We start from the raw sequence: 309 nt of genomic DNA, 5'->3' as shown, positions 1-309 counted from the left end.
AGCATCGTATACCAAACAAAATATTGATACTGTTTTTGTTTGTGTATTTTTTATCAATGTTTAACCGCAATTACACTTTTGATGCTTTCTTAATGTCCTTCGTTGGATTCGCGGTGTTTTTTTGTTTTGGATTACTCTTATATTTTGTAAGAGCTATGTCTGCAGGAGATGTGAAGCTATTAGGTATCGTGGGGATGTATCTTGGGTGGGGACAATTACTTGATGCGTCGTACTTTATCCTACTTTCTTCTGGAGTGATCGGGACTTTCTACTTGCTATATAACTTTTCCAACTCGAACAGTCTGAGTA

The 309-nt window shown here is 36.6% G+C and carries 1 protein-coding gene; it reads left to right on the top strand.

Going from position 1 to position 309, the window contains the following annotated elements; translation table 11 throughout:
• A partial coding sequence (locus tag AB4486_RS28710; RefSeq protein ID WP_372120237.1) for a prepilin peptidase occupies positions 1–309 on the top strand: 309 nt, incomplete at both ends.

The sequence above is a fragment of the Vibrio sp. 10N.222.55.C6 genome, assembly GCF_041473395.1.
In the GTDB taxonomy this organism is placed as follows: domain Bacteria; phylum Pseudomonadota; class Gammaproteobacteria; order Enterobacterales; family Vibrionaceae; genus Vibrio; species Vibrio crassostreae_C.
This window is presented reverse-complemented; position numbering and strand designations above follow the sequence as displayed.